Source organism: Nocardia sp. CA-128927 (genome assembly GCF_050955855.1).
In the GTDB taxonomy this organism is placed as follows: Bacteria; Actinomycetota; Actinomycetes; order Mycobacteriales; family Mycobacteriaceae; genus Nocardia.
The window spans coordinates 6,681,771-6,699,789 of sequence record NZ_CP192087.1; the positions used below are offsets into that span (position 1 = coordinate 6,681,771).

Annotated in this window: 11 protein-coding genes, 1 tRNA gene and 3 pseudogenes; 6 read left to right on the forward strand and 9 right to left on the reverse strand. The window is 65.9% G+C overall.

Annotated elements, in window-relative coordinates; all coding sequences use genetic code 11:
* Positions 1-8 precede the first annotated feature (8 nt).
* Both ACQPW1_RS30580 and ACQPW1_RS30585 read right to left on the reverse strand, forming a co-directional pair.
* Positions 9-3,152: pseudogene (locus ACQPW1_RS30580) on the reverse strand (type I polyketide synthase); the annotation flags it as partial.
* A 43-nt stretch (positions 3,153-3,195) separates the two neighbouring features.
* Positions 3,196-8,763, reverse strand: a pseudogene (locus ACQPW1_RS30585) (SDR family NAD(P)-dependent oxidoreductase); the annotation flags it as partial.
* A gap of 338 nt (positions 8,764-9,101) precedes the next feature.
* On the opposite strand from ACQPW1_RS30585, the gene ACQPW1_RS30590 reads away from it, so the two are divergent.
* Positions 9,102-9,884 (forward strand): thioesterase II family protein, encoded by a 783-nt coding sequence (locus ACQPW1_RS30590; protein WP_433655234.1) that lies wholly within the window; start codon positions 9,102-9,104, stop codon positions 9,882-9,884.
* Between the two features lie 570 nt (positions 9,885-10,454).
* On the opposite strand, the gene ACQPW1_RS30595 is transcribed toward ACQPW1_RS30590, so the two are convergent.
* The gene (locus ACQPW1_RS30595) at positions 10,455-10,604 is read right to left on the reverse strand and encodes a hypothetical protein (RefSeq protein ID WP_433655235.1); all 150 of its coding nucleotides are present in this window, start codon (positions 10,602-10,604) and stop codon (positions 10,455-10,457) included.
* Between the two features lie 277 nt (positions 10,605-10,881).
* Here ACQPW1_RS30595 and ACQPW1_RS30600 point away from each other — a divergent pair, with 277 nt between their 5' ends.
* The 3 genes and pseudogenes from ACQPW1_RS30600 to ACQPW1_RS30610 all read left to right on the forward strand — a co-directional run bounded on the left by ACQPW1_RS30600 (position 10,882) and on the right by ACQPW1_RS30610 (position 12,888).
* Entirely contained in the window at positions 10,882-11,508 is a 627-nt protein-coding gene (locus ACQPW1_RS30600; RefSeq protein WP_433655236.1) for a TetR-like C-terminal domain-containing protein, read from the forward strand.
* Between the two features lie 73 nt (positions 11,509-11,581).
* Positions 11,582-12,703, forward strand: a pseudogene (locus tag ACQPW1_RS30605) (IS701 family transposase); the annotation flags it as partial.
* Between the two features lie 20 nt (positions 12,704-12,723).
* On the forward strand, positions 12,724-12,888 hold the full coding sequence (locus tag ACQPW1_RS30610; RefSeq protein ID WP_433653860.1) for a hypothetical protein: 165 nt from the start codon (positions 12,724-12,726) through the stop codon (positions 12,886-12,888).
* Positions 12,889-13,037: 149 nt separating this feature from the next.
* Here ACQPW1_RS30610 and ACQPW1_RS30615 read toward each other — a convergent pair whose 3' ends face one another.
* The 4 genes from ACQPW1_RS30615 to ACQPW1_RS30630 all read right to left on the reverse strand — a co-directional run bounded on the left by ACQPW1_RS30615 (position 13,038) and on the right by ACQPW1_RS30630 (position 14,795).
* Complete coding sequence (locus ACQPW1_RS30615; RefSeq protein ID WP_433655237.1) at positions 13,038-13,289, reverse strand: hypothetical protein; 252 nt, start codon at positions 13,287-13,289, stop codon at positions 13,038-13,040.
* A 424-nt stretch (positions 13,290-13,713) separates the two neighbouring features.
* Positions 13,714-13,798, reverse strand: a tRNA-Leu gene (locus ACQPW1_RS30620).
* Positions 13,799-13,924: 126 nt separating this feature from the next.
* The gene (locus ACQPW1_RS30625; RefSeq protein WP_433655238.1) at positions 13,925-14,251 is read right to left on the reverse strand and encodes a hypothetical protein; all 327 of its coding nucleotides are present in this window, start codon (positions 14,249-14,251) and stop codon (positions 13,925-13,927) included.
* 106 nt (positions 14,252-14,357) lie between these two features.
* Positions 14,358-14,795 carry an NAD(P)-dependent oxidoreductase gene (locus tag ACQPW1_RS30630; RefSeq protein ID WP_433655239.1) on the reverse strand — a complete coding sequence of 146 codons (438 nt, stop codon included), beginning with the start codon at positions 14,793-14,795 and terminating at the stop codon, positions 14,358-14,360.
* A gap of 145 nt (positions 14,796-14,940) precedes the next feature.
* On the opposite strand from ACQPW1_RS30630, the gene ACQPW1_RS30635 reads away from it, so the two are divergent.
* Positions 14,941-15,300: a winged helix-turn-helix transcriptional regulator gene (locus ACQPW1_RS30635; RefSeq protein WP_433655240.1), complete on the forward strand. Its 360-nt coding sequence runs from the start codon at positions 14,941-14,943 to the stop codon at positions 15,298-15,300.
* A 3-nt stretch (positions 15,301-15,303) separates the two neighbouring features.
* On the opposite strand, the gene ACQPW1_RS30640 is transcribed toward ACQPW1_RS30635, so the two are convergent.
* Positions 15,304-15,480: a hypothetical protein gene (locus tag ACQPW1_RS30640; protein WP_433655241.1), complete on the reverse strand. Its 177-nt coding sequence runs from the start codon at positions 15,478-15,480 to the stop codon at positions 15,304-15,306.
* Positions 15,481-15,570: 90 nt separating this feature from the next.
* On the reverse strand, positions 15,571-16,449 hold the full coding sequence (locus ACQPW1_RS30645; RefSeq protein ID WP_433655242.1) for an arginase family protein: 879 nt from the start codon (positions 16,447-16,449) through the stop codon (positions 15,571-15,573).
* Positions 16,450-16,707: 258 nt separating this feature from the next.
* Here ACQPW1_RS30645 and ACQPW1_RS30650 point away from each other — a divergent pair, with 258 nt between their 5' ends.
* Complete coding sequence (locus ACQPW1_RS30650; RefSeq protein WP_433655243.1) at positions 16,708-18,018, forward strand: extracellular solute-binding protein; 1,311 nt, start codon at positions 16,708-16,710, stop codon at positions 18,016-18,018.
* Position 18,019 lies beyond the last annotated feature (1 nt).

Genomic DNA, 18,019 nt, shown 5'->3' on the forward strand with positions numbered 1-18,019 from the left:
CCACTGGCGGCTTCCTCGCGCGAGAAGATTGCCACCTCGCGATGGCCGTCCTCGCCGGGTCGGCCGACGGTGACCTGAATCTGGCGTGCGACTTCGTCTTCCAAGATCAGCGGCGCTTCCAGCACGAGCTCGTCGAGCACCGGGCAGCCAACCTGACCGCCGACCGTCAACACCAGCTCGACCAGCGCCGTGCCCGGCACCAACACCATCCCGAACACCACGTGATCGCGTGTCCACGGCTGCGCGTCCTGAGAGATACGACCGGTGAACACCCACTCGTCCCGGTCACCCACCTGCACCGCGGCCGCCAGGATCGGATGCTCGACCCGAACCAGTCCGGCCGCGGCGGCATCTCCGGCCCCAGAACCCGGCATCAGCCAAAACCGTTCGCGCTGAAACGCATACGTCGGCAACGCGACCCGTCGCGCACCGCTGCCGATGTAGAACGCGGTCCAGTCCACTGCGACACCGACGACATGCGCCTCGGCCAGCGACATCGCGAACCGCTCCAAGCCACCCTCGCCGCGACGTAGCGACCCGACGACTCCGATCCGGCCTGCCTCGGATGCTTGGACCGTCTCTTCGATCGCCATCGTCAGCACCGGATGCGGAGACATCTCCACGAAGCAGTTCGCGCCGTCGGCGACCAATGCGCGGATCGCCGGTTCGAATCCGACCCGTCCGCGCAGATTGCCGTACCAGTACGCGGCATCCAGTTCCGCGGTGTCGATGAACCCGCCGGTTGCCGTGGAATAGAACGGAATTCGACCCGACACCGGCGCAATTGGTGCGAGTAGTGCCAGTAGTTCGGTTTCGATCGTTTCGACCTGCGCCGAATGCGAGGCGTAATCCACCGCCACGCGCCGTGCTCGAATCTCATCGCGCACACAAATCGCCAGCAGCTCATCGAGCGCATCCCGCTCCCCCGCAACCACCACCGCCGCAGGGCCGTTCACCGCCGCGATCGATATCCGGCCGAGGTAGGGCTCGATCAGTTCCTCGGCTCGCTGCACCGGTAGCGCGACCGACATCATGGCGCCGCCACCGGCGAGCCGGTCACGCACGGCGCGGCTGCGCAACGCGACGATGCGGGCAGCGTCGTCGAGCGACAATGCTCCCGCCACGTACGCCGCAGCGATCTCTCCCTGCGAATGGCCCACTACCGCAATCGGTTCCACGCCGTAAGAGCGCCACAGCCGAGCCAGCGACACCATCACCGCGAACAGCGCGGGCTGCACCACATCGACCCGCTCTAGCGACGGTGTGCCATCGACCTCACGCAGCACTTCCTCGAGTCGCCAGTCGACATACTTCGACAGTGCCGCACCGCAGGCAGCAATCTCGGCGGCGAATACCGGCGAAGTGTCGAGTAGCTCTACCGCCATCCCCGCCCACTGCGCACCCTGGCCGGGGAACACGAACACCGCATTCCCGCCGACCACCTGTCCCTCGATCACATTCGCCGCTGGCTCAGCCGCGGAAAGCACACTCAATCCGCGCAGCAACGCACCGCGATCCGAGGCCACCACCACCGCTCGACGCTCCAACTGCGCCCGGGTCGTCGCCGCCGAGAAACCGACATCCAGCAACGAAACATTCGGCTGTGCAATCAAATACGCCCGCAACCGATCCGCCTGCGCCCGCAGCGCCTGCGCACTGCGGCCAGAAACCGATACCGGCAGCACCGGCAGCGGGGAAGACGCGCCCTCGTCCTCGATCGCGCCCTCGATCGCGGCCTGATCCTCGACCGGCGCCTCTTCCAGGATCAGGTGCGCGTTGGTGCCACCGACACCGAACGAGGACACCCCCGCACGACGCGGCCGCTCCGAAGCGGGCCACGGCTGTACCTCGGTGAGCAGTTCGACCTTGCCCGCGTCCCAATCCACGTGCGGCGAAGGCGAATCCACATGCAACGTGGCAGGCAACACCCCATGCCGCATCGCCATCACCATCTTGATCACCCCGGCAACACCCGCCGCCGCCTGCGCATGCCCGATATTCGACTTCACCGAACCGAGCCACAACGGACCGCCCGCCCGCTCACGCCCATAGGTCGCCAGCAAGGCCTGCGCCTCGATCGGATCACCGAGTCTCGTTCCGGTGCCGTGGCCTTCCACCACGTCCACGTCGGCCGCGGTCAGTCCGGCATTGGCCAAGGCCTGACGGATGACCCGCTCCTGCGACGGACCATTCGGCGCGGTAAGCCCATTACTGGCACCGTCCTGATTCACCGCACTACCGCGCACCACCGCAAGAACGCGATGGCCGTTTCGCCGCGCATCCGAAAGCCGCTCCAGCACAACAAGCCCCGCGCCCTCGCCCCAGCCAACACCGTCAGCCGCCGCCGCATACGACTTACACCGCCCATCCGGGGAAATCCCGCGCTGACGACTGAACTCGACGAACACATTCGGCCGCGCAAGCACGGTCACACCACCGACCAGTGCCAATGAACAATCCTTGGCACGCAACGACTTACCCGCCAAATCCATCGCGACGAGCGAGGACGAGCACGCGGTATCCACCGTCACCGCAGGCCCTTCGAGCCCGAAGGTGTAGCTGATCCGGCCCGACGCCACGCTGCCCGCGGAAGAGATCGTGAGGTACCCCTCGATCTCGGGGCTGCGGTCACTCGTCCCGGCCACGAACCCGTAGTCCTGGTACATGACGCCGCAGAAGACGCCGGTGTCGCTGCCGCGCAACGAGTTCGGATCAATACCCGCGTCCTCGAACGCCTCCCACGCACCCTCCAACAGCAACCGCTGCTGCGGATCCATCGCCAACGCCTCACGGGGACTCACCCCGAAGAACTCCGCATCGAACTCACCGACCCGCTCGACGAATCCACCCTCACGGGTGTAAGCGGTGCCCGTATGGTCCGGGTCCGGGTCATACAACCGCTCCAGGTCCCAGCCACGATCACTCGGGAACTCCGAGGTCCCGATGCGCCCTCCGGCCACCAACTCCCACAACTCATCCGGCGATGTCACACCGCCCGGATACCGGCAGCTCATCCCGACGATCGCTAGCGGTTCACTTGCTCGATCCTCGTAATCCCGCAGCCGGGCCCGGGTTTGGTTGAGATCGACGGCGACTCGCTTCAGCGATTCGACGAGCTTCTTCTGCTGTAGGTCGTTGCTGTCAACACTCATTGCCATGGGCTCCTGGGATAGTCCGGGCTCGCCGGTGCGCTGGTCATGCTTCGCCGAACTCGGCGTCGATCAGCTGCAAGATCTCCATCGCGGAGGTGGCCGCCTCGATCTGCGTCCGATCACTGCTTGGCTGCCCGCCGTCGGTAATCGCGGCCAGTAGCGTGCGCAGACGTGTGGCCACGCGTTGCTTCTCACTGGTCCCGATCGCGGCGAGCATTTCTTCGAGCTTGTTCAGCTCTTGGTCGATGGGCGGTTCCGCAGCGCTGCCTGCGACTATGACGAGCAGCAGCTGAGTTACCGCCGCGGAGGTCGGGTGGTCGAAGATCAACGTCGACGGCAACCGCGCACCGGTGACCTGCGTCAACCGGTTGCGCAACTCGACAGCGCCCAGCGAGTCGAACCCGAGCTCTTGGAAGGCCCGCGCCGGATCGATCGAGGCCGACGATGCATGGCCGAGGACCGCCGCGACCTGAGCCTGAACCAGTTGGAGCACAACCCGTTCACGTTCAGCCTCCGGGACTCCGGCGAGCCGCTGCGCGAGCGACCCACGCGCTTCGGCACGGCGGGCCGGTGCCCGGACCAGCCCGCGCATCAGCGCCTGCAGCAGGCCGGCTCGCGCCTGCACCCGCAGGGCCGCGAGGTCCAGCCGGACCGGCGCCAGCAACGCCGCATCCAGCTCGAGCGCCCGATCAAACAGCTCCAACCCGAGTTCGGCCGACAACGCGCCGATACCTGTCCGCTCCAGCCGCGCGATCTCGGTGTCATCGAGATCACCCGCCATGCCGGGGCTGTTCGCCCATAGCCCCCAGGCCAGCGAGGTAGCGGCCAGCCCTTCGGCTTTTCGCTTGTGCGCCAACGCATCCAAGACCGCGTTTGCCGCCGCATAGTTCGCTTGCCCCGGGGTGCCGATCAAAGCCGTAATCGAGGAGAACAATACGAACGCCGACAACTCCATGCCCGCGGTCAATTCATGCAGATGTAGCGCCGCATCCACCTTCGGACGCATCACCCGCGATAACTGCTCTCGCGAAAGCGACTGCACCACACCGTCATCCAGCACACCCGCCGCATGCACCACCGCAGTCAACGGATGCTCCAGCGAATTGAGCAGCCCCGCAAGCTGGTCCCGATCCGATACGTCACATGCCGCCACTCGCGCGTGCGCACCGAGTTCAGCCAGATCGGCGACCAACTCCGCCGCACCCTCGGCCGCCGGGCCGCGTCGGCTTACCAGCAACAGTTGCCTGGCGCCGTGCCGCTGTACCAGATGCCTGGCGAACAACGCACCCAAACCGCCTGTGCCACCGGTGATCAGGATTGTCCCGTCCGGATCCAGCGCCCGGATCGCAGCCGACGGCTCGGTCGATGCACGCCGCAGCCGTGGCGCCAGCAATCGGCCGTTGCGCACGGCCAATTGCGGTTCGTCGAGGTCGACCAGCGACCGCCACTCCGGCTCACCGCTGGCGACTGCTTGCAGGTCGCCCGAAAGCGCACTGTCGTCGAGGTCTACCAGCATGAACCGCCCAGGATGCTCGGACTGTGCACTTCGCAGCAGGCCCCACACCGGTGCCTGCGCAACGTCCGGCGCTTCATCGCCGACCGCAATCGCGTTGCGGGTCACCACAACAAGACGCGTATCGCCCGGCCACTCACTCGCCAGCCACCGCTGCACCAGATCCAGCGCTTGCTCTGCGACCGCCCGCGCGGCCCCCGCCGAACCATCCGCGAGCACCGGGACTTCGATCGCGCTGAGCACCGCATTCGGCACCACCGCGCCGTCGGCCAGCGCCCGCTCCAGCACATCCAGATCGGCGAACCGCTCGCCGGACGCCGCCAGCTTGCCGAGGACCGCGATTCGCGCGGGCTTCGATGCCGCGGCCGTGACCGTGGCCCAGTCAACCTGGAACAGCGAACGCTGCCCGCCATGCTTGGCGCTCGCCAACTGCGCCGGCTCGACCGGGCGCAGGGCGAGTTTGTCCACGCTCACCACCGGTTCGCCGTGTTCGCCGACAATATCGATCCGCACCGAGTTATTGCCCGCCTGAACGATCCGTACCCTTGCCCGTCCGGTACCGGTCTGACCGAGCCGCACCCCCGACCACGAAAACGGCAGATCCGCAACCGATCCCGCGCCCTTGTCCAGCAGTGCACCATGCAGTGCGGCATCGAATAGCGCCGGATGCAACCCGAACTCGGCGCCATCGACATCATCGGGCAGCGTGATCTCGGCATAGACCTCCTCACCCGAACGCCACGCCGTGCGCAGCCCTTGGAAGGCGGATCCGTAGTCGTAACCGGCCTCGGCCAGCCGCACGTACAACCCATCGACCGCGACCGGCTCGACACCTTCCGGTGGCCATTCGATCGGCAGCCACGATGGCGCGACCAGCTCCTGCTCCGCGGCGAGCCAGCCGCGCGCGTGACACGTCGCCTCCAACGGCTCGTCGTCTGCTTGGTCCAGGCCGCCGGTTTCCGGGCGGGTATAGATGGCTATTTCGCGGCGGTGGTCCTCGGCCGCTCGACCGACGGTGACCTGAACCTGAAGCGCAACACCGTCTTCCAGCAGCAGCGGCGCTTCCAGCACCAGCTCGTCGAGCACCGGAGTCCCAGTCTGGCGCCCCGCCGTCAGTGCCAACTCGACCAGTGCGGTGCCCGGCACCATCGTCAACCCCATCACCACGTGATCGGTTGTCCACGAATGTGATTCGGATGACAGGCGGCCGGTGAACACCCACTCGTCCCGGTCGGCAACCTGCACGGCCGCCGCCAGGATCGGATGCCCGACCCGAACCAACCCGACCGCGGTCGCATCTGCGGCCGAGGCGTTGGGCAAGAGCCAGAACCGTTCCCGCTGGAACGCATACGTTGGCAAGTCGACCCGCTCGGCACCGGTCCCGGCATAGAACGCCGACCAATCCACCGGCACTCCGGCGATCGCGGCCTGGCCGAGGAATCCGGCGAAGGTTTCTGGTTCCGGCTGGCGGGCACGCAACGCCGACATCAACACCACATCGTCGTACTCGTCGAGGCATTGCCGCGCCATCGCCGTCAGCACACCGTCCGGGCCCAGCTCGAGGTAGCGGCGCACACCCAAACCGTGCAGAGTTCGCACACCGTCCAGGAACCGCACCGCGCCCCGAACATGCGCCACCCAGTACCCCGGATCGGTCAGCTCCGAGGACACCGACTTGCCTGTCACGTTCGATACGATCGGAATTCGAGGTTGCTCGAACCGCAATCCTCGTGCCACCTGTTCGAACTCGGCGAGCATCGGCTCCATGCGCGGGGAATGGAACGCATGACTGACCCGCAACCGTGTCGTCTTATGGTCTTTCCACTGAGGCAGCCATTCTTCGACCGCGTCCGCATCACCGGACACCACCACCGCACGCGGACCGTTGACCGCCGCGATCGCCAACCGGCCGTCGAAACCCGCCAGCGACGCATCGACTTCGGCTTCCTCGGCCTGCACTGCAACCATCGCCCCGCCAGCAGGCAGCGCACCCATCAGCCGGCCCCTGGCGACGACCAAGGCGCAAGCATCGGGCAGCGACAACACACCCGCCACGTGGGCGGCCGCCAACTCACCGACCGAGTGCCCGATCAAGTAGTCCGGCCGGATACCAAGCGATTCGACCAGCCGGAACAACGCGACCTCGATCGCGAACAACGCCGCCTGCGTGTATTCGGTCGCGTCCAGAAGTGCTGCTTCTTCGGAACCTTCTGCGGCATTCAGCAATTCGCGCACTGACCTACCCAGCAGCGGATCCAACTGTGCGCACACATCGTCGAGGGCCTGGGTGAACCGCGGAAACACCTGTGCCAGTTCGACACCCATCCGTACCCGCTGGGCCCCTTGCCCGGTGAACAGGAACGCCGTCTTGCCCCCGACCGAACGGCCCTCGACCACCCCAGCAGCGGGCTCGCCATCGGCAAGACCGGCCAACCCGGCCATCAGCATATCGCGATCGGAAGCCACAATCACCGCACGGCGCTCGAGTAACGCGCGAGTGGACACCTCGGAGAAACTCACATCCAGAGGCGAAACCTCCGGTCGTGCAACCAAATACGCGCGCAGACGATCAGCCTGCGCCCGCAGCGCCTGCGCATTGCGAGCCGACATCAACACCGGCACCGCACCAACGGTCCGCTCCGTCGACACCTCTGCGAGCGCCTGACCTCGGACCAGCACGGGCCCCTCGACCGGCACCGGATCCTCGACCGGTGCTTCCTCGATGATCAGGTGCGCGTTCGTGCCACTGATCCCGAACGAGGACACCCCCGCACGACGCGGCCGCTCCGAAGCGGGCCACGGCTGTACCTCGGTGAGCAGTTCGACCTTGCCCGCGTCCCAATCCACGTGCGGCGAAGGCGAATCCACATGCAACGTGGCAGGCAACACCCCATGCCGCATCGCCATCACCATCTTGATCACCCCGGCAACACCCGCCGCCGCCTGCGCATGCCCGATATTCGACTTCACCGAACCGAGCCACAACGGACCGCCCGCCCGCTCACGCCCATACGTCGCCAGCAAGGCCTCCGCCTCGATCGGATCACCCAGTTGCGTCCCGGTCCCGTGGCCTTCCACCACATCGACATCGGCCGCGGTCAAACCCGCATTCGCCAACGCCTGACGGATGACCCGCTCCTGCGACGGACCATTCGGCGCGGTAAGCCCATTACTGGCACCGTCCTGATTCACCGCACTACCGCGCACCACCGCAAGAACGCGATGGCCGTTTCGCCGCGCATCCGAAAGCCGCTCCAGCACAACAAGCCCCGCGCCCTCGCCCCAGCCAACACCGTCAGCCGCCGCCGCATACGACTTACACCGCCCATCCGGGGAAATCCCGCGCTGACGACTGAACTCGACGAAGATGTTCGGCCGCGCCAGCACCGTCACGCCACCCGCAAGCGCCAGTGAGCACTCCCCCGCTCGCAGCGACTTACCTGCCAAATCCATCGCGACGAGCGACGCGGAACACGCCGTATCCACCGTCACCGCAGGCCCTTCGAGCCCGAAGGTGTAGCTGATCCGGCCCGACGCCACGCTGCCCGCGGAGGCGATCATCAAGTAGCCCTCGATCTCGGAACGCTGGTCGCTCATCCCCGCGACGAATTGGTAGTCCGAGTACATGTGCCCGCAGAAAACGCCGGTATCACTGCCGCGCAACGAGTTCGGATCAATACCCGCGTCTTCGAACGCCTCCCACGCACCCTCCAACAGCAACCGCTGCTGCGGATCCATTACCAACGCCTCACGGGGGCTCACCCCGAAGAACTCCGCATCGAACTCACCGACCCGCTCGACGAATCCACCCTCACGGGTGTAAGCGGTGCCCGTATGGTCCGGGTCCGGGTCATAGAGGCGTTCGACGTCCCAGCCACGATCCACGGGAAACCCGGACAACGCATCTCGCTGCCCCGCCACCAGTTCCCACAGCTCGTCCGGCGATGTAACGCCTCCGGGATACCGGCAGCTCATCCCGACGATTGCCAGCGGCTCACTCGCCCGATCCAGGAACTTCTGGTTCTGCCGCCGCAGGCGCTCAGTCTCCTTGAGCGACTTCCGGAGTGCACCGACGACGTCGTTCTGCTTGGCTGCCATGCTCACGCCTCCACGTCCGGACGCGCAGGGGCGACCATATTTTCGCTTGTCCTCATACGATGTCCTCTTGACCATCCGGATCGGGGCCTCGACGTCTGCTGCGCCGGGGAGGTTTCGGATGGCATGACCTGATACCTCACGACAGATCGCGTGGAAGCCGCGGCGGATACAGTTCGCTTCAGGTGTGGCGCAAGACATTTACTGGACCATCCGGCTACCGCACGGGTGTATCCCGGTCGGCTCGGGGCGTCTCTGAACTAGTGCGCTCGGCAATCAGCGGGTCCCGACCATCCCGGCGGCAGCCTGTGTAATTCCACCGTCCCGAAGGAGCCCGAAACATGACCGAAGCCGTTGACGTGACCTGTCCGCGACTTGACTCTGCCACCTGGATAAGAACTTTCGCACCCAACCCCAAGGCCCAGCTTCGCCTGGTATGCTTCCCACACGCAGGCGGCTCCGCGAGCTTCTTCTTCCCCATCTCGACTGCCTTGTCGGGCTTGGACATCGAAGTTCTGGCGGTGCAGTATCCGGGCCGTCAGGACCGCCGCAACGAACCGCCTATCACCGACATGGGTGCACTGGCCGACTCGGTAACCGAAGCCCTTCAACCATGGTCGGCAGACCGTTTAGCCTTCTTCGGTCACAGCCTGGGCGCCACCCTCGCTTTCGAGGTCGCCCGTCGAATGGCAAGCGCGCCAGAGATACTCGTCGCGTCCGGCCGCCGAGCCCCGTCCCGCCGCCGCGAAGAAGCGCTACACCGCAGCACCGACGCGGAAATCGTCGCCGAACTCCGAAGCGTGGGCGGTACCGATGCCATCCTCCTGCAAGACGAGGAACTCCGCGCCATGCTCCTCCCTGCGGTCCGGGCCGACTACACCGCCATCGAAAACTATGAATGCGATCCCGACGAGACCGTAATCGATTCCCCCATAACCGTTTTCGTCGGCGACCGCGATCCATACGCCACCCTCGACGAGGCCAGGGCCTGGCGCGGCCACACCACCGGCCAATTCAATCTACACACCTTCAACGGCGGCCATTTCTACCTGACCGCCGCACCGAAGGAAACAATCACCCGCCTCACCGAAGTATTGACCCCCTACTGCACAAGCCAGGAGTGACCCACCGTGCCCGACACCACGCACACCAATAATGTTCTGCTGGAGGGCGCCCAGCCGAGGTAACCACCTCGACTTTCGGACTTTTCTAGGGAGTCCGGCTCAGTGTCGACGGCGGGAGTCTGGCGATGATGCCTGCTGTGTAACGGTGTGTCGCGCAGGCGATTTGGGGAAGATGGAGGAGCATCGACGGTTCCTAACAACAACCCATCGCTAACGATAGAGTGTTCCCGCCGATGCTCCGGGTTCCCACCCTACCGGGCACGTTCACCCGTGTCCTGGCGCCCTTCCGGGTATGTTTCACCGCCCCGACGTTCGAAACCTTCATGATGATGGTCGCGGGCCTGTACGCCGAACCAGTGCGCCACACCGCGTGTGGGATGCTCACCGGAGCCGGGTTGGCCCGGATATGGCATCACAGTCGAGCCCGCCGGTTCTTCTCCACCGCACGGTGGAGCCCCCAACAGGTCGGGCTGGTTGTGGCGGAATTGATTGTTTCCCAGCTACTTCCAGCAGGATCGCCGATCACGGCCGGGTCGATGACACCCTGTTCCGTCGCCGAGGCAAACGCGTTCACGCGGTGGGCTGGTTCCACGACGGGTCCGCCGCGGGGCAGGTGAAACTCGGGTTCCGCAACAACTGGGTGGTCTTGGCGATCGTGGTGTGCCTGCCGTTCTGCTCACGTCCGGTCGCGTTACCGGTCCTGGCCGCGTTGGCGGTCAAAGCCGGATCTGGCCCGCGACACGCTCGACGTCCTCACCGCTCCGGCGACGGCTGGCAAGCACCCACCGTCGCGGCGTTCCTGCAGAATCCGCGCTACACCGGTTACGCGGTCTTCGGGCGATGGACCAAGCGAGAAGAACTCATCGACCCTGACGACGTCGCAGCCGGGTACGCGATCCGATTCGTGCGAACAACCGCGGATCGCATCATCCGCTCCCGACGTCCTGCCGCGTGCACACCCGGCTGCGCGCGGCCCGGCCGCTGTAGGCTGCCGTCCGTGACTGAGAACGGAGCGATGCGAGGACCGGCCCGCCGCCCGGGCGGTCGCACCGCCCGGGTGCGGCACCGGATTCTCGAAGCCGCCGCCGCGCTGATCGCCCGCGAAGGGATCGGCGGCCTGCGCTACGACCAAGTCGCCGAGCTCGCCGACGTCAACAAGGCCAGCGTCTACCGCAACTGGCCCGACCGCACCACGCTGATCGCCGACGCGCTCGCCACCTTCGGGGCCGACGCCGCACCCCTGCACGACTCCGGTGACATCGACGCCGATCTCGTCGACTTCCTCGAGACCGGCGCCGCCGCCATGACGAGCCCGCAAGGCCGGGCGATGCTGAGCGTGGTGGCCTCGGCGCGGGAGAACCCCGAGCTGCGGGCCGTCGTCGACGAGGTGTTCGACCGGCGCCAGGCAACCCTGCACGATCGCCTGCGGACCGCGATCGAACGTGGCGAGCTGCCCGCGGTCGACCTCTCGTTCCTCGGCGAGATGCTCACCGGACCCGTCCAGTTGTTCGTCACCCGCGGTGCCCGCACGTTCACCCGGGCCGACGCGCGTCAAGTGTGCGCAATCGTCCTCGCCGGCGTCCGTGCCACCGCCCACGACGAGAAAGAAACCCAGCATCCCTGACTTCCGCGGAGAATGTACTGTCCGTTAATACTGCAACGGCACCTATGTGAGTGAGTGCTGGTAGATCTGGTGTGTGGTGTTGGATCGTGTTGTGGCCGAGTTGGATTCGTTGATGTCACGGATTGCGGGCAGGTTCGCCCGGTCCGAGCCGCGGGAGCGGGCGCGGGAGTATGTGTCGGGGCTGTTGGCGGGTTTGGAACGCAAGAACGGGTGGACGCTCGCTGAACGTGCTGGTGAGGGCAGTCCGGACGGGATGCAGCGGCTGCTGCGCAAGGCTGATTGGGACGTCGATGCGGTGCGTGATGATGTGCGTGACTATGTGGTCGAACATCTGGGTGATCCCGAGGCTGTGCTGGTCGGTGACGAGACCGGATTCCTGAAGAAGGGCGTGAAATCTGCTGGGGTGCAACGCCAGTACTCCGGCACTGCCGGTCGCACGGAGAATTGCCAGATCGGGGTGTTCCTGGCCTACGCCTCGCGCCACGGGCATGCCTTGATCGATCGTGAACTCTATGTTCCCGAGTCGTGGACCTCGGATCGAGACCGCTGCCGCGACGCCGGGATCCCCGACGAGGTCGAGTTCGCGACCAAAGCGCGGCAGATGATCGCCATGCTGCAACGGGCGCTGGCCGCGGCAGTGCCGTTCGCGTGGTTCACCGCCGACGAGGTCTACGGACAGGCGCCCTACCTGCGGGACTGGCTCGAGGACCAGGACGTGTCCTATGTGCTGGCCACCCGCTGTGACCACCAGCTGAGCACCCGCGCCGAGCGCACCGCACGCGCCGACGAACTGATCGCCGACCTCGCCGCAAGCAAGTGGCAGCGGCTCTCGGTCGGAGCCGGCGCGCACGGACCCCGCGAATACGACTGGGCACGCCGCCCGATCGAGGGGACCTGGGCCCGCGGGCGCGGGCACTGGCTGCTGGCACGACGCGCGTTGAGTCCCAACAGCAACGGCGTCTACGAGATCGCCTACTACATCTGCTACGGCCCGCACCGATCCCGCCTGGTCGACCTGGCCTGGGTCGCCGGGTCACGCTGGCATGTGGAGGAGGCGTTTCAGCAAGCCAAGGGCGAAGCCGGGCTCGATCACTACCAGGTCCGCAGCTGGCGGGCCTGGTACGCCCACATCACCCTCTCGATGCTCGCACTCGCCTGGCTGGCAGCGTCGAAAACCCTTGCCGCAAAAGGGGAACCAGCGAACTCGAGCAAGACATGATCGCGCTCACGCTACCGGAAATCCGCCGCCTGCTCATCGCGTTCGTGCTCACCCCACACCATGTCGCCGATCACATCTGGGCCTGGTCGAGCTGGCGGCGACGCCGCCAGCACCAAGCCCGGTTATCGCACTACCGGCGGCGCGGCCACCCACTCACCTGAGTGCCGTTGCAGTACTAGGTCATCAAACCCGTCTCAAATGGAACCCCGCCATCGACTGGGTCCACTCCGACCAACCGTCACACGAAGCACTCATCAGCAAAGAAACCTTCGAACAAACCCAACTACGGCTCGCCGCCCGAAACCAACGATCAGTCCGCAGCAAGGTACGCCGCCAACACCCCTACGCCTTCAAAGGCCTGATCCTCCACGAAACCTGCGGACGACGGATGCAAGGCAACTGGAACCACGACCAAGCCCACTACCGCTGCCGCTTCCCCGCCGAGTACGCCATCGCCAACAAAATCGACCACCCCGGAGTGGTTTACGTACGAGAAGACCAAATCATCGGCCCGATCGACTCCTGGCTCGCCAAAATCTTCCGCCGCGATCAGATCGAGCATTCCCTCGCCATGCTCGAAAGCGCCCAACCAGACGGCAGCGCGGCAGTTGCCTCGATGCGCGCTATCCGGCAGTCACTAGCTGACCATGACCGCAAGCTCAACAGCTACCGCGCGGCGCTGGAGGCTGGCACCGACCCTCAACTGATCGCGACCTGGACCCGACAAGTCCAATCCGAACGAGAGGTTGCTGCGACACAGCTGACAGCAATGGAAGCAGAAACCAAAGCCCGTCCTACATTGAGCCGCAACGAGATTCGCGACCTGGTGAAGTCCTTCGGCGGCCTCATCAAGATCCTGCGAGCTGCCGATCCCACCGACAAGCTCGAGGTTTACCGACAGCTGGGCCTCAAGATGACCTACAACCACGAAACACGAGTGGTGGTGGCTGAAGTTCAGCCACCACCACCCGTGTGCGTAATGGTCGTGTCCGGAGGGGGACTTGAACCCCCACGCCCGTTAAAGGGCACTAGCACCTCAAGCTAGCGCGTCTGCCATTCCGCCACCCGGACCGGTGGTGCTCAGCAAGATTATAGGATGTGGCGGCGTGGACCAAATCGCGGGTTGACCACGGGTTTTGCGGGAGGGGTCGGGTGGCGGGAGGGGCTCCCGGGGGCGGGGGTCGGGAGCCCGGTGCCTCAGACGAGTTCTTCGATGGTTCTGGCGAACTCCAGGGTGCCGTGGCCGTCGGCTACCTGGCGGTCGATGAGGTTTTTGATGGGGGCTACGAAGTCGGTGGTGATGCCTGCGTCGCGGGTGGCTCGGTTGATCGCGTCGAGGGCGGCTTTGTGGAAGGCGAGGGATTGGATGGGGTTGGTGTAGTCGCCGCCGTCGACGATGGTGCCGTAGGCGGGGAGCATTTGGGCCATGGCGGTCACCCATGGGACGGCGCGTTCGGCGAAAGCGCTGGCCGAGACGCCTACGCAGCGCATCATGGCGGCGCCGTGCATGAAGCCGGTGAACATGGCGTACATGTTGGCGAGTAGTGCGAAGTCGTAGGTGGAGGCCAGTCCGGCGTCTTCGCCGAAATAGTCTGCGGCGGCTAGTAATTCGAGGGTTTCGCGGTGTGCGTCATAGAGGGGTTCGGGAGCCGCTGTACAGGATGGACGCGCCGGGCTGGCCGATCATGGATGGGACGGCCATGATGCCGCCGTCGAGGTAGTCGATGCCGTGGCCGGCCGCCCAGGTGGCCAGTTCGCGGGCCTCTTCGGGGGCGGTGCTGGTCAGGTTGATGACCTGTCGGCCGGACAGTTCGGCGACTACGGGGTCGAGGGTGGTGTGCACGGAGGCGTGGTCGAAGAGGACGACGATGATCGGGCCGCCCGCCTGGACCGCTTCGGCGACCGAGGTGGTGGCGGTCGCGCCGGTGGCGACGAGGTCGGCAGCCTTGCCCGGGGTGCGGTTCCACACCGTCGTCGGGTGGCCGCCCTTCAGCAGGGTCGCGGCCAGCGCATGGCCCATCGCGCCGAGTCCGAGGACGGTCACGGGGGTGTTCGTGGTTTCCGCCATTGCGGGGTCAACTCCTTGAAAATCAGTGAACGGGGTGGTCAGCGCGCTGAAAACAAGGCTGCTCTTTGCCCGCTATGGCGGCAAGTACCTACTATTTAGTCGGGTACTTACCAATGGGTGTGTGAACAGGTAGCGAGGTCGGGCGATGGGCGAAAAGAGATCCGGACCATACTTCTGCGGCATCGACGCGGCGATGGACGCGGTCGGCGGCAAGTGGAAGGCGCTGATCCTGTGGGAGCTGGAGGCCCATGGCATCCGCCGATTCGGCGAGCTGCGCCGCGGCCTGCCGGGTGTCTCGGAGAAGATGCTGATCCAGCAGCTGCGCGAGCTGGAGGAGGACGGGATCGTGTCGCGCGAGGTCTATCGCGAGGTGCCGCCGCGGGTCGAATACCAGCTCACCGAATTGGGCGCCGCGCTCAACCGCGCACTCGAACCGCTCGACGCCTGGGGTCTTGACCGTATCGATCGGATCGGCGCGGACCGCGTGCACCCGGTGACCGCATGACGCCTATTCGCGACCGGGGCCGGTCGGATCGATTGTGACGGAAGGCATTCCGTCGACGGTTGTGGTCTGCGGGGTCGAGATGAAGGGCAACGTTCGCACCTGCTGGTCGGTGGTGGGCACCGGGGGTTCGTTCGTGGGCATCAGGAACAGGGCGAGGATCACGAGTAGCAGGGCTGCCAACGCGCCAAGGATCGGTCGGCAGTAAACGCGCACAATGGGTGATCGGCACCCGTCTTCGATCCGTTACCCGGGATCGCGAATACGCCTGGCTCAGGCCGTCTCCGGGGTGTCGGCAAGCGCATCGGCGAGGTAGTCGACGATGCGCCGAGCCGCCTCGCCGCCGGGGTCGAGTTCGGGGTTGTAGATCGCCAATGTCATTCCGACACAACCGGGTTGGATGGCGGCGACGGTGATGGCTTCAAGGTCCGCCCAGTCCAGGCCGCCGGGTTGCGGATAGTCGACGGCCGCCATCGCGGCGGTGGACAGCACGTCCAGGTCGACATGCAGCCACCAGGAGTAACCGCGGCGACGGAAACGGCCGACGGCGATCTCGGTGGGAACGGCGGCTTTTCCCCGCAACTCACGGTCGGTCAGCAGCGCGATGGTCGAGGCGATGGAATCGACGTCGGCTGCCCGCAGCTCGGCCGCGTCGCGCGGACCGAGGGCCACGACCCGGGTGGGGTCGAGAACAGGAAGCGCATCCGCCAACTCACCAGGAAGACCTTCGGCATTCGCCAAAGCCAAGCCGAGTTCACAATCGGCCGCCTCACCACTGACACTTCGACCTGGCGGCCACGCGTCCTCGTGCCCATCAACGAAGACCAGCGCGACATCGCCGAGCGCGTCTTGGGTACCGCGCAGAGCGCCCATCAGGACGGGGCAGTCACCACCCAGCACCAACGGGAACTCCCCCATCTCGATACTCGCGACAACCGCCGCCCGAACGGAAGCGGTTGTGGCGGTGAGGGATTCCAACCCCAACAGTCCACTCAACGGATCACGCGACGGCCGCGGCGTGCCGACATCGACGTCGCCGAGATCGCGGACATCGGAACGGCGAGCACGTAATGCACTGACAAGGCCGGTTTCTCGCAACCCAGCGGGCGCGTTCGCCACTCCGCCGGTCGTTCCGGCGGAGTTGAACGGCACACCGATCACGGTAAGCAGTGTTCTGCCTCCTACTCGTGCGCGGCGCACCCAGCACACAGCCGAGAACCGAGAGGTCTCCCCTGTTTAGACGATAACCCGCCGACGCCGAGTCAGCCCATGAGCGCACGCACCTCGCTGCGATGCGCATCACATTTGCCTATTGAATGTGACCCACTCTTGGTGCTAAACATTGTGGCACGCAACGCAATACACGTTGCACAATATGCAACGTGTGATGAATGGGAACCGAAGATCTTGATGCTGCACCGTGAATTCCGGCCAGGCGGGGCCGTACGACGCGCACTCACCCTCGGAGCCGCGCTGTTCCTGCTCGCCGGGTGCGCGCCGGTGCAGTCCGGCCCGGCCGGATCGGGTGCCGACGAGAAGACCGGCACCGTCCGGGTCTGGCTGTTCGACGAGGCGAACCGCGCGCCGAAGGAAACGGTGATCAACGAGGCGATCGCGGAGTTCAGGGCGACGCGGCCGAACGTCGAGGTCGACGTGCAGTGGGTGCCGGTCGCCGGACGGGCGGAGAAGTTCGCCGGCGCCTTCAATGATCCGGCCAGCGCCCCCGATCTCGCCGAGTTCGGCAACACCGATCTCGCCGGTTATGCCGTCACGGGCGCGTTCGCCGACCTCGGCGCGGATCTCGCGGCCTGGCCGGAGGGCAAGGACATCGACCCGTCGGTCCTGGAAACCGCGAAGTCCGGCGGCAAGCTCTACGGGCTGCCCTGGTACACGGGCATCCGCGCGCTGTACTACCGCACCGACGTCTTCACCGAACTGGGCCTGCGGCCGCCGACCACCCTGGCCGAGCTCACCGACACCGCCCGCCGTATACACGCGAAAAAGCCTGACCTGTACGGGATTTCGGTAGGCGGCAAGTACACCTACGCCATGCTTCCGTACCTCTGGGCGCACGGCGGCGAGATAGCCCAGAACGACGGCACGATGTGGAACGCCACGGTGAACTCGGACCGGGCAAAAGCGGGGATCACCCGCTACGCGGAACTGATCCACGACGACATCTGCCCGCCCGCGCAGTGTGCCGACTTCACCGGAACCCAGAGCGTGCAGGCCTTCGCGGGCGGCAAGGCCGCGATGACCATCGGTGGCGACTTCAGCCGCAAGGCCATGGATCAGGGCGCTTCGAAGGACAAGTACGCGGTGATTCCGCTACCCGGCACCGAAACAGGCTCGGTCGCACCGGCCTTCGCGGGCGGCAACCTGCTCGGCGTCTTCCGTGCGGGCCAGCATCGCGGCCTCGCTGTCGACTTCGTCGAATTGCTCGGCAGCGCAAAGTATCAGGAGAAGATGTACCAGGCGATGGGGAACCTGCCGACGCTGACGAGCGTGCAGCAGAAGCTCGCCGCGAACGACGCGTTCCTCGCCCCGTTCGTCCAATCACTGAAGGCCGGTACGAAGTTCGTGCCGAGCACACCGGCGTGGTCGAAGATCGACAGCCAGAATCTGCTGCCGACCGCGGTGCAGCAGATCGCCACCGGAGCCAAGGATCCCTCGGCGGCGTTGAACGCGGCGGCCGCCGCGATGAACAAGGCATTCAGGTAGG

Bases quoted from the DNA above. Each gene is read 5' to 3' on its own strand.
- ACQPW1_RS30590 (WP_433655234.1), top strand. From the start codon at position 9,102: ATGACCGAAGCCGTTGACGTGACCTGTCCGCGACTTGACTCTGCCACC.
- ACQPW1_RS30610 (WP_433653860.1), top strand. From the start codon at position 12,724: ATGATCGCGCTCACGCTACCGGAAATCCGCCGCCTGCTCATCGCGTTC.
- ACQPW1_RS30615 (WP_433655237.1), bottom strand. From the start codon at position 13,289: ATGCTCGATCTGATCGCGGCGGAAGATTTTGGCGAGCCAGGAGTCGAT.
- ACQPW1_RS30625 (WP_433655238.1), bottom strand. From the start codon at position 14,251: ATGTTCACCGGCTTCATGCACGGCGCCGCCATGATGCGCTGCGTAGGC.
- ACQPW1_RS30630 (WP_433655239.1), bottom strand. From the start codon at position 14,795: ATGGCGGAAACCACGAACACCCCCGTGACCGTCCTCGGACTCGGCGCG.
- ACQPW1_RS30635 (WP_433655240.1), top strand. From the start codon at position 14,941: ATGGGCGAAAAGAGATCCGGACCATACTTCTGCGGCATCGACGCGGCG.
- ACQPW1_RS30650 (WP_433655243.1), top strand. From the start codon at position 16,708: ATGCTGCACCGTGAATTCCGGCCAGGCGGGGCCGTACGACGCGCACTC.